Below are 12,184 nucleotides of genomic sequence, written 5' to 3' on the forward strand. Positions count from 1 at the left end.
AGTTCCCCCTGGAACACATCTCTACCACCACGCTGATCATTACGCTGATCGTCATGGTGGTCATCTCCGCCTATTTCTCCGGCTCGGAAACCGGCATGATGACCCTGAACCGCTACCGGTTACGTCATCGTGCCAAACAGGGTAACCGCGCCGCACGTCGCGTTGAAAAGCTGCTCCGCAAGCCGGATCGCCTGATAAGCCTGGTGCTCATCGGCAACAACCTCGTCAACATTCTGGCCTCCGCCCTCGGCACCATCGTCGGGATGCGCCTGTACGGCAATGCCGGGGTGGCGATTGCCACCGGCGTGCTGACGTTCGTGGTGCTGGTTTTTGCCGAAGTGCTGCCGAAAACCATCGCCGCACTTTATCCTGAGAAAGTTGCCTACCCAAGCAGCTTCCTGCTGGCACCGCTGCAGATCCTGATGATGCCGCTGGTCTGGCTGCTGAACATGGTGACGCGCGTCCTGATGCGGATGGTGGGAATCAAAGCCGACGTCACTATCAGCAGCGCACTCAGCAAAGAGGAATTGCGCACTATCGTGAATGAATCCCGCTCACAGATTTCCCGGCGCAATCAGGACATGCTCCTGTCGGTGCTGGATCTGGAAAAGGTGAGCGTGAACGACATCATGGTGCCGCGTAACGAAATCGTCGGTATCGACATCAATGACGACTGGAAAGCCATCGTTCGCCAGCTGACGCACTCCCCGCACGGGCGCATTGTGCTCTATCGTGATTCACTGGATGACGCTATCAGCATGCTCCGCGTGCGCGAAGCGTACCGTCTGATGACCGAGAAAAAAGAGTTCACCAAAGAGGTGATGCTGCGCGCCGCCGACGAAATTTACTACGTGCCGGAAGGAACGCCGCTCAGCACGCAGCTGGTAAAATTCCAGCGAAACAAGAAGAAGGTCGGCCTGGTGGTCAACGAGTACGGCGATATCCAGGGGCTGGTGACGGTCGAAGATATTCTGGAAGAGATTGTCGGGGACTTTACCACCTCAATGTCGCCTTCCCTCGCGGAAGAGGTCACCCCGCAAAACGATGGCTCGGTGCTGATTGACGGCAGCGCGAACATTCGTGAACTCAACAAAGCCTTTAACTGGCATTTACCGGAAGATGAGGCTCGCACCATTAACGGGATGATTCTGGAAGCGCTGGAAGAGATACCGGCAGCGGGCACGCGGGTGCGCATTGAACAGTACGATATTGATATCCTGGACGTGCAGGACAATATGATTAAGCAGGTGAAAGTCCTGCCCGTAAAACCCCTGCGCGAAAGTATCGCGGAGTAAGGTTGTAGGCCGGGTAAGGCGAACGCCGCTACCCGGCACTACGGATTGCGAATTACGCTTTCGCTTTCGCCACGGTCACCATCGCCGCGCGAATGGTACGGCCGTTCAGGGTGTAACCTTTCTGCATTACGCCCAGTACTTTACCGGCTTCAATCTCTTCAGATTCAACCATCGCAATCGCCTGGTGAACGTTTGGATCCAGCGGAACGTCGGTATCGGCAATCACTTCCACGCCAAACTTACGCACCACGTCGAGCATGGATTTCAGCGTCAGTTCGATGCCTTCGATCATTGCCGCGTTGTCCGGATTCGCTTTGTCAGCCACTTCCAGCGCGCGATCGAGGCTATCGATCACCGGCAGCAGTTCGTTGACGAATTTCTCCAGCGCGAACTTGTGCGCCTTCTCAACGTCCTGCTCGGTACGACGACGCAGGTTTTCCATTTCCGCCTTGATGCGCAGAACACTCTCGCGTTCGCGATTCTGTGCTTCTACCAGCTGGGCTTCCAGATTCGCAATTTTTTCATCGCGCGGGTCCACCTGCTCAGCAGATGCGTCTGGCTCTACAGCCTCAACTTCATCGTGCTGTTCCGTGATAATTTCTTCAGGGGCTTGCCCCTCAGGCGTTTTCTGTTCTTTACTACTCATGAATTTCTCCGCGTTTTTCTGCATTCATCTCGCTAACTTCGCTTATTATGGGGATCAGTTTCCGGGATTCAAGGGAACAAGACAGATTGTCATCATTCATCAGGCACAAGGACCTCCAGAAAATGAATAATCATTTCAGGTGTATTGGGATCGTCGGGCATCCGCGTCACCCTACCGCACTAACGACACATGAAATGTTGTATCGCTGGTTGTGTAGCAAAGGCTATGAAGTGATGGTCGAGCAGCAGATTGCTCAGGAGCTGCAGCTGAAGAGCGTCAAAACCGGCACGCTGGCGGAAATTGGCCAACAGGCCGATCTCGCCGTGGTGGTGGGCGGCGACGGCAACATGCTAGGCGCGGCGCGCACGCTGGCGCGCTATGACATCAAGGTCATCGGCATCAACCGTGGCAATCTCGGTTTTTTAACCGATCTCGACCCGGACAATGCCCAGCAGCAGCTGGCCGACGTGCTGGAAGGCCACTATATCAGTGAAAAACGCTTTTTACTGGAGGCGCAGGTGTGCCAGCAGGACTGTCAGAAGCGCATCAGCACCGCGATTAACGAGGTCGTGCTTCATCCCGGAAAAGTGGCGCACATGATCGAGTTCGAAGTCTATATCGACGAAATCTTTGCCTTCTCCCAGCGTTCTGACGGGCTGATTATCTCCACCCCGACCGGCTCAACCGCCTACTCGCTTTCTGCCGGCGGCCCGATCCTGACGCCCTCGCTGGATGCCATTACCCTGGTACCGATGTTCCCGCACACGCTCTCCGCCCGCCCGCTGGTGATCAACGGCGACAGCACGATCCGTCTGCGCTTCTCGCACCGCCGTAACGACCTGGAGATCAGCTGCGACAGCCAGATAGCGCTGCCTATCCAGGAAGGTGAAGATGTGCTTATTCGCCGGTGTGATTACCACCTGAATTTGATACATCCAAAAGATTACAGCTATTTCAACACTTTAAGCTCGAAGCTTGGCTGGTCAAAAAAATTGTTCTGATTTTGCATCCAGGACTTTACTGTATATAAAACCAGTTTATACTGTATGAAAACACAGTTATGGTTTTTCATACAGGAAAACAATTATGCTGGCACAACTGACCATCAGCAACTTTGCCATTGTTCGTGAGCTTGAGATCGATTTCCACAGCGGCATGACGGCGATCACCGGGGAAACCGGTGCAGGTAAATCCATTGCCATTGATGCCCTCGGCTTGTGCCTTGGCGGCCGCGCCGAGGGCGACATGGTGCGCATGGGCGCAAACCGTGCCGACCTGTGCGCCCGCTTCTCCCTGAAAGACACCCCTGCAGCCCAGCGCTGGCTGGAACAGAACCAGCTTGAAGATGGACGTGAGTGTTTACTTCGCCGCGTGATCAGCAGCGACGGTCGCTCCCGCGGCTTTATCAACGGCACGGCGGTCCCACTCTCCCAGCTTCGTGAACTCGGCCAGCTGCTTATTCAGATCCACGGTCAGCACGCGCATCAGCAACTCGTCAAACCCGAACAGCAGAAAGCGCTGCTGGATGGCTATGCGGGTGAGTACGAGCTTACTCAGCTTATGGCCGAGCACTATCGCCAGTGGCATCAGAGCTGCCGCGAGCTCGCTCAGCACCAGCAGCAAAGCCAGGAGCGCACCGCCCGTGCGGAGCTGCTGGAATACCAGCTCAAAGAGCTGAACGAATTTAACCCGCAGGCGGGTGAGTTTGAGCAAATCGACGAAGAGTACAAGCGCCTGGCGAACAGCGGGCATCTGCTCTCAACCAGTCAGAATGCGCTCAACCTGCTGGCGGATGGCGAAGACGTGAACCTGCAGAGCCAGCTGTATAACGTCCGCCAGCTGCTTACCGAACTGGTCGGCATGGACAGCAAACTTTCTGGCGTCCTGGATATGCTGGAAGAGGCAGCCATTCAGATCTCTGAAGCCGGTGATGAACTGCGCCACTACTGTGAGCGTCTGGATCTCGACCCGAACCGTCTGTTTGAGCTGGAACAGCGTATCTCCCGTCAGATCTCGCTGGCGCGCAAGCACCACGTTACGCCGGAAGAGCTGCCGGGCTACTATCAGTCTCTGCTGGAAGAACAGCAGCAGCTCGACGATCAGGCTGACTCGCTGGAAACCCTCTCCCTGGCGGTGAGCCTGCACCATGAACAGGCGCTGGCCACAGCGCAAAAGCTGCATGAAATCCGTCAGCACTATGCTCAGGAGTTAAGCCAGCATATTACCGATAGCATGCACACGCTGGCGATGCCGCACGGCGTCTTCACCATTGACGTTCGCTTTGAAGAGAATCACCTGACGGCGGAAGGTGCGGATCGCATCGAATTCCGCGTCACCACCAACCCGGGGCAGCCGCTGCAGGCGATTTCCAAAGTGGCCTCCGGCGGTGAACTGTCGCGTATTGCGCTGGCGATTCAGGTGATCACCGCGCGTAAAATGGACACCCCGGCGCTGATTTTCGATGAAGTGGATGTCGGCATCAGCGGCCCGACGGCGGCGGTGGTGGGTAAACTGCTGCGCCAGCTCGGCGAATCAACGCAGGTGATGTGTGTCACCCACCTGCCGCAGGTTGCGGGCTGCGGTCATCATCACTTTATCGTCAGCAAAGAAACCGACGGTGAAATGACCGAAACGCACATGAAGCCGCTGGATAAACGTGCTCGCCTGCAGGAGCTGGCACGCCTGCTCGGCGGCAGCGAAGTCACGCGCAATACGCTTGCGAACGCGAAAGAACTGCTGGCGGCATAAACTTTTTTGGGATCTCAGGGTCATACAGAACAACAAAAACGCCGCCAGACCGGTTTCAAAGTGGGGCAAGGTCTATTATCATCGGCATATTACATATGAGCCGCGTTCTGCTCGGGCCCGAAAAGGAATCAAATCACTATGCGTTGTAAAATGCTGACCGCTGCCGCAGCGGTTCTTCTGATGTTGACCGCAGGCTGTTCCACTCTGGAGAAAGTGGTTTACCGTCCTGACATCAACCAGGGGAACTACCTTACCCCTAACGATGTGTCCAAAATCCGCGTGGGGATGACACAACAGCAGGTCGCTTATGCACTGGGAACCCCGATGATGTCCGATCCGTTCGGCACTAACACCTGGTTCTATGTATTCCGCCAGAAGCCGGGCCATGAAGATGCGACCCAGCAGACCCTGACGCTGACCTTCAGCAGCGCCGGTGTGTTGACCAACATCGACAACAAGCCTGCCCTGACCAAATAATCCGGTGTCAGAAATGCAAAAAGGTGCTCATTGAGCACCTTTTTTGTTTTGTGTTGATCCCCTCGCCGCTTTGGGGAGAGGGTAAGGGGAAGAAAGCGCTACTTGCTGGCCTTCTCCGCACGCTGACGACGCAACTCTTTCGGGTCGGCAATCAGCGGACGATAAATCTCCACCCGGTCGCCCTCTTTCAGCACATCGCCCAGCTTCACCGGACGGCTGTAAATCCCGACCTTGTTCTTCGCCAGGTCGATATCGCTGCGAAGCTCTAGGATGCCGGAAGCACGGATGGCCGCCTCAACGGTCGCCCCCTCTTCCAGCGTCACGCGCTGCAGATACTGCTTCTCCGGCAGCGCGTAAACCACTTCCACAGCAATCTTATGCGACACTGTAAACCTCTTTGGCGCGGGTGGTGAACGCCTGAACCATATTCGATGCCAGCTCTTTAAAGATGCGGCCAAACGCCAGCTCAATCAGCTTATTGGTGAACTCGAAGTCAAGATGGAACTCAATGCGGCAGGCGTCAGCGCTCAGCGGCGTAAACTTCCAGCCCCCCATCAGGGTCTTAAACGGACCATCCACCAGATGCATCAAAATACTCTGATTACTGGTCAGCGTATTACGGGTGGTGAACGTCTTGCTGATCCCCGCTTTGGAGACATCCACCGCCGCGGTCATCTGCGTCGGGCCGGACTCCAGAACGCGGCTCCCGGTGCATCCCGGAATGAACTCTGGATAAGACTGAACATCGTTCACTAACTGGTACATTTGTTCCGCGCTGTAAGGCACAAGCGCAGTACGGCTAATCTGAGGCATAGCATTTCCCATGGTCACACAACGGACAAATAATAACATTTATCACCTGTTAAAAAAACGCTAAGCCTCATCTCGTGCTAAGATAGCGCGTTAGACCTCACAGGACGCAATGAGGTGACTTTTTGAAATCAGATTACCGACGGCTTTACGACACTTATGACGAAGAAAAAAGCACATAAACCAGGCTCGGCGACCATTGCGCTCAACAAGCGTGCTCGCCACGAGTATTTCATTGAAGAAGAATTCGAAGCTGGCCTTGCGTTGCAGGGCTGGGAAGTAAAATCGCTGCGCGCCGGGAAAGCCAACATTGGCGATAGCTACGTGATCCTGAAAGATGGCGAAGCCTTCCTGTTCGGTGCGAACTTTACGCCGCTGACCGTCGCCTCCTCACACTACGTGTGTGACCCAACGCGCACGCGCAAATTGCTGCTGAACAAGCGTGAGCTGGAATCCCTCTACGGACGCATCAACCGCGAAGGTTTCACCGTGGTCGCCCTGTCGCTGTACTGGAAAAACGCCTGGTGCAAAGTGAAAATTGGCGTCGCGAAGGGTAAAAAACAGCACGACAAACGTACTGACCTGAAAGAGCGTGAATGGCAGCTCGACAAAGCGCGCATTATGAAAAACGCAGGACGTTGATTCTGCACACTTATTGTACTATTCAATAAGTTAGCGTTCCGGGCTGGTATCCAGGAAGTGAAATCTGGTATACTCAGTTCAACACTATTGGGGCTGATTCTGGATTCGACGGGATTTGCGAAACCCAAGGTGCATGCCGAGGGGCGGTTTGCCTCGTTAAAAGCCGCAAAAAAATAGTCGCAAACGACGAAAACTACGCTTTAGCAGCTTAATAACCTGCTCTGAGCCCTCTCTCCCTAGCTTCCGCTCTTAAGACGGGGATCAAAGAGAGGTCAAACCCAAAAGAGATCGCGTGGAAGCCCTGCCTGGGGTTGAAGCGTTAAAACTAATCAGGCTAGTTCGTTAGTGGCGTGTCTGTCCGCAGCTGGCGTGCGAATGTAAAGACAAACTAAGCATGTAGTACCGAGGATGTAGAAATTTCGGACGCGGGTTCAACTCCCGCCAGCTCCACCACTTACTTTTCCGGATACGTCCGGGGAAATCCTGAAAGCCCGCATGGCACAAGCCCTGCGGGCTTTTTTGTGTCTGTCGTTGTCCGAGAACATCCGGCTAAATCCAGAGAAAATTGGTACACGTTTAGGTACACGCTATACTGTGGTCCATTAAACGTGTACCAATTATGGAAGGGATCCAGACATGGCGCGCATCACACGCCCCCTCACTAACAACGAAATCCTTAAAGCCAAACCTCGGGAAAAAGACTTCACCCTGCATGATGGTGACGGCCTATTCTTGCTCGTCAAAACCACCGGTAAAAAACTCTGGCGCTTCCGCTATCAACGTCCGGTCAGTGGCACCCGAACTAATTTGAGTCTCGGCTCATACCCTGCCCTTACTCTCGCAGCAGCTCGTCAGATCCGCGACCAGCACTTAACAACGCTCGCACAAGGTATGGATCCGCAACAGCAACAAGAGCAGGCATCAGAACAACGTCAAATTGAGCTGGATAGTATTTTCTCAACTGTGGCCGCCAACTGGTTCAAAATGAAGAGCAAAAGCGTCACTGAAGACTACGCCAAAGATATTTGGCGCTCTTTGGATAAGGATGTGTTCCCTGCAATAGGCGCAATACCTGTTCAGGAGATTAAGGCCAGAACGATTGTTGAAGCATTGGAACCAATCAAAGCACGTGGTGCATTAGAGACGGTTCGCCGCCTGGTACAGCGTATTAACGAGATAATGATTTACGCAGTCAACACTGGCCTGATTGATGCGAACCCGGCATCTGGTGTCGGAATGGCATTTGAGAAACCGAAAAAGCAAAACATGCCGACGCTTCGGCCAGAAGAATTGCCGAAACTGATGCGTTCTTTGGTGATGTCGAATCTTTCTGTTTCGACTCGCTGTCTTATTGAATGGCAGCTTCTGACCCTAGTGCGCCCGTCTGAAGCTTCTGGTGCCCGATGGGAAGAGATCGATCTCGAGGCAAATCTCTGGACGATTCCAGCCGAACGGATGAAAGCGAAGCGTGAACATATTGTTCCTTTATCGCCACAGGCATTAGAAATTTTGGAAGTGATGAAGCCTATTAGTGCTCATCGAGAACATATTTTTCCAAGTAGAAATGATCCAAAGCAATCTATGAATAGCCAGACTGCTAATGCCGCTTTAAAACGGATAGGTTACGGAGGCAGACTTGTTGCACATGGGCTACGTTCTATCGCGAGCACAGCTTTAAATGAGGCGGGCTTTAATGCTGATATTATCGAAGCAGCCTTAGCCCATAGTGATAAAAATGAAGTACGAAGAGCTTATAACCGCTCAACGTACCTGAATAAAAGATTAGAGCTAATGGCATGGTGGGGAAGGTTTGTTTATCAAACAAACCTTTTATAATTATACCTTAAAGAATTTGTTTGTCGAAGATAACTCAAGGATGGAGTTATCCTTCATCATTTTTAAATCAACATCTTCTGAAAACTTATCACTTAAGATTGACACAATATATTGACCATTTATATTGTTTGCTTCAAAAAATATATCTCTAATTTGATTCACATCAACATCTTCAATGCTATCATGAATTACAAAAGTTGGTCTCTTCAATTTAACTTTATCAACAAATTTAATATATGCTAAATCAAATGCAGTTATCTCGCCCTTCTTCTTACCCCCGTTACTATTTGGCGTAACACATGAAATATCGAAATTACACTTTCCTTTATCAATATCGAAAGAAAGATCAAAGATATATCTCTCGCCATAAATTTCCTTTGTAAGATCACCAAAAAACTCGTTAAAAATCTCGATATTCTTCTCTAGACCTTGAACAGCCAACTCGATCTCTTCAAGTAACTTCTCCCTACTATCTTCAAGCGATTTTATTAAGGCATTAGTATCGTTAATACGAGTGAGATTAGTCTCTATGCTAGCCAGATTTTCACGTAACTCAGTGAGTTTATTAAATAGTTGATTTATGGATTTTAACGTTTCTGGCTCTTTGATTGTTTTAAATAAAGATGACTCTTGCTCATGAAAATCATTAATTTTTTCATTTACAGCATCAATCTCTTCTTTTTTCTTTAACAACTCCGACTCTAAAAAATTAATTTTATTTTTAATTACATCATTATGGAATAATACCATTTCTTCATAAGATCTTTTAAGCTCGCCTTTAAAATAAAGACCGGCTGAATTATATATTTCGATTAAATCGTCTTCTACGAGTTGCGTGATATTATTTTTTAGGGACAAGATCGATTCTTCAATATTCCTAACGCGCATATTTAAAGAAGCATAAGTCAAAGAGTAGTCACTGATAATTCTTTGTATTTCTGATAGCTTTTTAAGGCTTTCATCATGGCTATCTTTAAAATCAAAATTTTTAATATTTTTCTCTGCCTCTGCAATTTCCTTTTTTAGAGGCTTGATCATTTTTGATAAAACTGTCTCTCTGTTCGGATTTCTGTATGCGGCAAGATATGCTCTTTGTTTTTTTATATCTTTATTAAATTCACCCTTTTTCTTTATCAATGGCAACCCATTGAATCCAAACAAAAACAAGTATAATAAATCGTAGACATCAGAAGTTGTATTAGCATGTAAAAAGTTAAGAGTTTTCTGCATTTTTTCATTCGTGTTTCTAATGAATTTATGCGACACATTTCTTAGAGATGGCTTATCTGTAGTCAAACCAAATACTGCTTGAGCTATGAAGTCATAATATTTTTTCTTATCAACTTCAACATCGCTTAAATAATACTTTGAATTTTTCTCATCAGTAGATATTGTTCGAGAAACAATTGCTTTTTTATTTTCTACCGTATTAAAATCCAATGTAAACCTTAATATGTTATCATTGATTAATGATACTATTTCAGGTATATCCTTTCCAAATTCAGCATCATGATAGATATCATTACCTGAAGACATAAACAAGTAATCTAAAACGCGTGATAACGTGGATTTACCTACACTATTACCACTATCTTTACCTGACGTTCTTTTATTTACAATTAGGTTTAAACCGTCTTTAAACGTCACTTCCCTAACAATAGCATTGTTTTTTAAAACAATAAGTTTATTGAGCCGCATATACTACTCCACCATTTCCATCTAACTCAATTGCGCCGATTATGAAAAGCCAATCTAATGAGTAAAGAAAAAGATCAAACGATAATTCAAAGACAGCATTTACTAAATCATACAGTCGAGAAATTTCAATCACCATTGAATCATTGCTTTGGAAAAGCCTAAGTACCACACTTCCAATATATACAGGGTTTGCTTTTGGATCCGAATCAATTGTAATCATTTGGATTCTCCAGCACTATGCACTCGATAATTGAATAACTCACAATCATACGAATGCCATTATCAATATCTTCTTGTAAAAACTCGGAATCTAAATTAGAGCATGAACTAACCGTTTCTTGAGCAGCTCTAATAACATCATCTATAATATTATCTGAGTTTTTCCTAACAACTTCAATGTTAAATGGCTTTTCATAGAGCCCATATAACCCCAACGCCGCGTTATAATAGCCTCTAAATTGTCTTTTCAGTTTGGCACTACCATTTAAAATTATACTATCAAGTGTTTTAATAGACTCATCAACTAGTAAAGCATCTTCTTTGTAAAGTTCAGCTACCCATCTGTTTCTTTTAAGATCATTGAACGAGATTTTAACGTCAATATTTGACGCACTTCTGTTTAAACTTTGCCCGCTACCAACTGGATTGGAAATAATTTCTATCAATTTCCCAATAACACTGGCTCTTAATACTCGTGGCTGGTTAGTTATATGTACAGGGCCTGTATTATCATTAAAATTAACACCAGAGCCCATAACTACCCCCGATTATCAATATTAACAGGCCCATTATTATCTTGGAAATATTGGGATCGCTCGCCTTGATTAATATTATTCCTATTGGTTGTGATATTTGTAATCTGCGAATTGAGATCATTTATCGTAACATTAAGCTGTTGTATCTCATTATTTTTCTTGGTCACTTGCGTAGTCTGGTATATTGCTATACACCCAGAGACCACCCCAACTATATATCCAAAGGCACTTACGTATTCATTGGTGAGTAGTGATGCAATCATTTGGAACTCCATTTCAAGCCTGATAATTTAAAGTTACAACTATTTCATTCAATTAGAATAGCAATTTAAGAAGAGTAAATGAACAAGTATTGTTCATTCTCGTTAACCTGATCTCACTCAACATTGAGCCACTCAGGTCTCTCTCCTTCTTATGAACACTCAATGCAACTATGTAAACTTCTGAGGCCAAAACTGATGCCTTATGTAATCTATTGTTAGCATCAACAAATTAAAATGATTTAACACTATCGGCGCGCAATGCTCTCCCCGCCCCGCCTGCCCGCTTAATGGGGCGCTTTTAATGCAGGTGCATGATTGGTCTCAGGGCGCGCCAGTGCTGGCGCTGGCGGTGGATTCAGTGTCGGTAAAACGCATGCAAAGCCATGCACCTTATGCATGCATGGCTTTTTTACGTAAAAATGGCGGGATTTTCGGGGATTTTTGAAAGGACTACTGCGCAGCCAGTTCTGCACGACGGCGGGTGTAATTCAGGTTCTGTGCAGGTGTGAATTTTTCACGATTATCATCGCGCGAAGCCGCGTCAGGCCTGAATCCAATGGCTGTTAAAATGTCATTATCCTGCGCCGAATAATTAATTTTTTCACCGGCGGCCAGCCAGACCTGCAGCGCCTCACGCAGATAGTCGACCGAGTGCTGCATGGCGCAGCGCTGAACGGCGGAATGTTGCCCGGAATAATTCATCAGCTCCGGGGCAAGGGCGGCGGCCAGCTCCGCGCCATGCGCCTGCATAAAATCATTTAATCGGTCGCGGATGCTGATGCGCTGCACCTCCTCATGCGAGCGGATATAACGCCCGGCAGCCTGGTTAATTTCCCACCTTTTCACGTCGATAATCTCGCGCAGCGTTTGCAGGCTCCGGCCGCTGTGGCCGCTACCGGCAAGCTGTTCGCGGTATGCCTGTTCGGACTGCATCAGTTCTTCCCTGCGTTGCAGCCAGGCGGATTTATTTGTCTGACAGGCCTCAAAGGCTTTCTGTAGCGTCAGTGTGGTCAC

At 48.6% G+C, this 12,184-nt stretch carries 14 protein-coding genes and 1 other RNA gene; 8 read left to right on the forward strand and 7 right to left on the reverse strand.

Annotated features, from left to right (window positions below; translation table 11 throughout):
• Window positions 1-8 precede the first annotated feature (8 nt).
• Window positions 9-1,295, forward strand: coding sequence for an HlyC/CorC family transporter (locus AB3N39_RS15940; protein ID WP_048029284.1), 1,287 nt, complete (start codon window positions 9-11; stop codon window positions 1,293-1,295).
• A 52-nt stretch (window positions 1,296-1,347) separates the two neighbouring features.
• On the opposite strand, the gene grpE is transcribed toward AB3N39_RS15940, so the two are convergent.
• Window positions 1,348-1,941: a nucleotide exchange factor GrpE gene (gene grpE / locus AB3N39_RS15945; RefSeq protein ID WP_136195203.1), complete on the reverse strand. Its 594-nt coding sequence runs from the start codon at window positions 1,939-1,941 to the stop codon at window positions 1,348-1,350.
• 122 nt (window positions 1,942-2,063) lie between these two features.
• On the opposite strand from grpE, the gene nadK reads away from it, so the two are divergent.
• The 3 genes from nadK to bamE all read left to right on the forward strand — a co-directional run bounded on the left by nadK (window position 2,064) and on the right by bamE (window position 5,166).
• The gene (gene nadK, locus AB3N39_RS15950) at window positions 2,064-2,942 is read left to right on the forward strand and encodes an NAD(+) kinase (RefSeq protein ID WP_008502500.1); all 879 of its coding nucleotides are present in this window, start codon (window positions 2,064-2,066) and stop codon (window positions 2,940-2,942) included.
• Window positions 2,943-3,027: 85 nt separating this feature from the next.
• Window positions 3,028-4,689 (forward strand): DNA repair protein RecN, encoded by a 1,662-nt coding sequence (gene recN / locus AB3N39_RS15955; RefSeq protein WP_252093569.1) that lies wholly within the window; start codon window positions 3,028-3,030, stop codon window positions 4,687-4,689.
• Window positions 4,690-4,827: 138 nt separating this feature from the next.
• On the forward strand, window positions 4,828-5,166 hold the full coding sequence (gene bamE, locus AB3N39_RS15960; protein WP_008502502.1) for an outer membrane protein assembly factor BamE: 339 nt from the start codon (window positions 4,828-4,830) through the stop codon (window positions 5,164-5,166).
• 98 nt (window positions 5,167-5,264) lie between these two features.
• Here the strand turns inward: bamE and AB3N39_RS15965 are convergent, their stop codons facing one another.
• Together AB3N39_RS15965 and AB3N39_RS15970 are read right to left on the reverse strand one after the other, a co-directional pair.
• Window positions 5,265-5,552 carry an RnfH family protein gene (locus AB3N39_RS15965; protein ID WP_008502503.1) on the reverse strand — a complete coding sequence of 96 codons (288 nt, stop codon included), beginning with the start codon at window positions 5,550-5,552 and terminating at the stop codon, window positions 5,265-5,267.
• The gene (locus tag AB3N39_RS15970; protein WP_014832955.1) at window positions 5,542-5,979 is read right to left on the reverse strand and encodes a type II toxin-antitoxin system RatA family toxin; all 438 of its coding nucleotides are present in this window, start codon (window positions 5,977-5,979) and stop codon (window positions 5,542-5,544) included. The genes AB3N39_RS15965 and AB3N39_RS15970 overlap by 11 nt, the downstream gene beginning before the upstream one ends.
• 156 nt (window positions 5,980-6,135) lie before the next feature.
• Here AB3N39_RS15970 and smpB point away from each other — a divergent pair, with 156 nt between their 5' ends.
• The 3 genes from smpB (at window position 6,136) to AB3N39_RS15985 (ending at window position 8,454) form a co-directional block, all read left to right on the forward strand.
• The gene (gene smpB, locus AB3N39_RS15975) at window positions 6,136-6,618 is read left to right on the forward strand and encodes an SsrA-binding protein SmpB (RefSeq protein ID WP_024908331.1); all 483 of its coding nucleotides are present in this window, start codon (window positions 6,136-6,138) and stop codon (window positions 6,616-6,618) included.
• A gap of 89 nt (window positions 6,619-6,707) precedes the next feature.
• Window positions 6,708-7,071, forward strand: a transfer-messenger RNA (tmRNA) gene (gene ssrA / locus AB3N39_RS15980).
• Window positions 7,072-7,254: 183 nt separating this feature from the next.
• Window positions 7,255-8,454, forward strand: coding sequence for an integrase domain-containing protein (locus AB3N39_RS15985; protein ID WP_367896872.1), 1,200 nt, complete (start codon window positions 7,255-7,257; stop codon window positions 8,452-8,454).
• On the opposite strand, the gene AB3N39_RS15990 is transcribed toward AB3N39_RS15985, so the two are convergent.
• From AB3N39_RS15990 to AB3N39_RS16000, 3 genes are read right to left on the reverse strand one after another with little or no spacing between them, the layout of a single operon-like run.
• Complete coding sequence (locus AB3N39_RS15990; protein ID WP_367896873.1) at window positions 8,455-10,152, reverse strand: DUF2326 domain-containing protein; 1,698 nt, start codon at window positions 10,150-10,152, stop codon at window positions 8,455-8,457.
• Entirely contained in the window at window positions 10,139-10,372 is a 234-nt protein-coding gene (locus AB3N39_RS15995; RefSeq protein ID WP_031523069.1) for an ABC-three component system middle component 6, read from the reverse strand. The genes AB3N39_RS15990 and AB3N39_RS15995 overlap by 14 nt, the downstream gene beginning before the upstream one ends.
• Complete coding sequence (locus AB3N39_RS16000; RefSeq protein ID WP_323308797.1) at window positions 10,359-10,907, reverse strand: hypothetical protein; 549 nt, start codon at window positions 10,905-10,907, stop codon at window positions 10,359-10,361. Before AB3N39_RS16000 ends, AB3N39_RS15995 begins: the two co-directional genes overlap by 14 nt.
• A 564-nt stretch (window positions 10,908-11,471) precedes the next feature.
• Between AB3N39_RS16000 and AB3N39_RS16005 the strand changes: the two genes are divergently transcribed.
• Window positions 11,472-11,615 (forward strand): acetyl xylan esterase, encoded by a 144-nt coding sequence (locus AB3N39_RS16005; RefSeq protein WP_367896874.1) that lies wholly within the window; start codon window positions 11,472-11,474, stop codon window positions 11,613-11,615.
• A 5-nt stretch (window positions 11,616-11,620) separates the two neighbouring features.
• On the opposite strand, the gene AB3N39_RS16010 is transcribed toward AB3N39_RS16005, so the two are convergent.
• The gene (locus AB3N39_RS16010; protein ID WP_367896875.1) at window positions 11,621-12,184 is read right to left on the reverse strand and encodes a phage polarity suppression protein; all 564 of its coding nucleotides are present in this window, start codon (window positions 12,182-12,184) and stop codon (window positions 11,621-11,623) included.

It is taken from the genome of Enterobacter vonholyi, from assembly GCF_040834095.1.
GTDB classification, from domain to species: Bacteria; Pseudomonadota; Gammaproteobacteria; order Enterobacterales; family Enterobacteriaceae; genus Enterobacter; species Enterobacter vonholyi.

Excerpts from the sequence above, each read along its gene's own strand:
- recN (WP_252093569.1), top strand. The coding sequence starts at position 3,028 with ATGCTGGCACAACTGACCATCAGCAACTTTGCCATTGTTCGTGAGCTT.
- grpE (WP_136195203.1), bottom strand. The coding sequence starts at position 1,941 with ATGAGTAGTAAAGAACAGAAAACGCCTGAGGGGCAAGCCCCTGAAGAA.
- smpB (WP_024908331.1), top strand. The coding sequence starts at position 6,136 with ATGACGAAGAAAAAAGCACATAAACCAGGCTCGGCGACCATTGCGCTC.
- AB3N39_RS15970 (WP_014832955.1), bottom strand. The coding sequence starts at position 5,979 with ATGCCTCAGATTAGCCGTACTGCGCTTGTGCCTTACAGCGCGGAACAA.
- AB3N39_RS16000 (WP_323308797.1), bottom strand. The coding sequence starts at position 10,907 with ATGGGCTCTGGTGTTAATTTTAATGATAATACAGGCCCTGTACATATA.
- AB3N39_RS16005 (WP_367896874.1), top strand. The coding sequence starts at position 11,472 with ATGCAGGTGCATGATTGGTCTCAGGGCGCGCCAGTGCTGGCGCTGGCG.
- AB3N39_RS15995 (WP_031523069.1), bottom strand. The coding sequence starts at position 10,372 with ATGATTACAATTGATTCGGATCCAAAAGCAAACCCTGTATATATTGGA.
- nadK (WP_008502500.1), top strand. The coding sequence starts at position 2,064 with ATGAATAATCATTTCAGGTGTATTGGGATCGTCGGGCATCCGCGTCAC.
- AB3N39_RS15985 (WP_367896872.1), top strand. The coding sequence starts at position 7,255 with ATGGCGCGCATCACACGCCCCCTCACTAACAACGAAATCCTTAAAGCC.
- bamE (WP_008502502.1), top strand. The coding sequence starts at position 4,828 with ATGCGTTGTAAAATGCTGACCGCTGCCGCAGCGGTTCTTCTGATGTTG.
- AB3N39_RS15990 (WP_367896873.1), bottom strand. The coding sequence starts at position 10,152 with ATGCGGCTCAATAAACTTATTGTTTTAAAAAACAATGCTATTGTTAGG.